The organism is Campylobacter sp. IFREMER_LSEM_CL292 (genome assembly GCF_025771615.1).
In the GTDB taxonomy this organism is placed as follows: domain Bacteria; phylum Campylobacterota; class Campylobacteria; order Campylobacterales; family Campylobacteraceae; genus Campylobacter_D; species Campylobacter_D lari_D.
In genome coordinates, this window is record NZ_JAKMQP010000040.1 from 1 (window position 1) to 524 (window position 524).

Genomic DNA, 524 nt, shown 5'->3' on the forward strand with positions numbered 1-524 from the left:
AAATCAGTGGAAGTAAAGGAGTGAAAGCTAAAAAAGAAAGCTTTAATGTTAATGATAAAGGTGAAGCTACTTTAGAATTTAGTGGTATTAGTGATCCTAGTGTTAAAGAACTTACTATTAAGTTTAGTTATATGAAATCAGCTATTGCTAAAACTGAAATAACTGCAGATAAAATTAATCTTTATCAAAGAGAATTGAATTTAGAACTTGATAAAGAAACACTTTATACTCAAGAAGGAGAAGTAGTACATGCTGTATTAAAAGGTGGAAAAACAGGTTCTAAAGTAGAATGGAATATAAGTGGAGATGCCACTTTAAATGATCATGATACAACATTTAATTCTAGTGGTAAAGCTAAAGCAACTATTACTTCCAAAGCTCCGTTTGAGAATGATATTTTGTTAAAAGTCAATGCTTTAGGTGGTTCTTTTGTGAAAAGCATTAAGTATAAAACAAAAATTTACACTCCCGAAGTAGAGTATCCTTCTTATAAGGATCCTAGTTGGTGGTTTCATGTAGAGAAA

General features: G+C 30.2%; 1 protein-coding gene. It reads left to right on the plus strand.

Translation table 11 applies throughout. The features are described from left to right. On the plus strand, positions 1–524 hold a 524-nt coding region (locus L8T82_RS07945), incomplete at both ends, for a hypothetical protein (protein WP_263726288.1).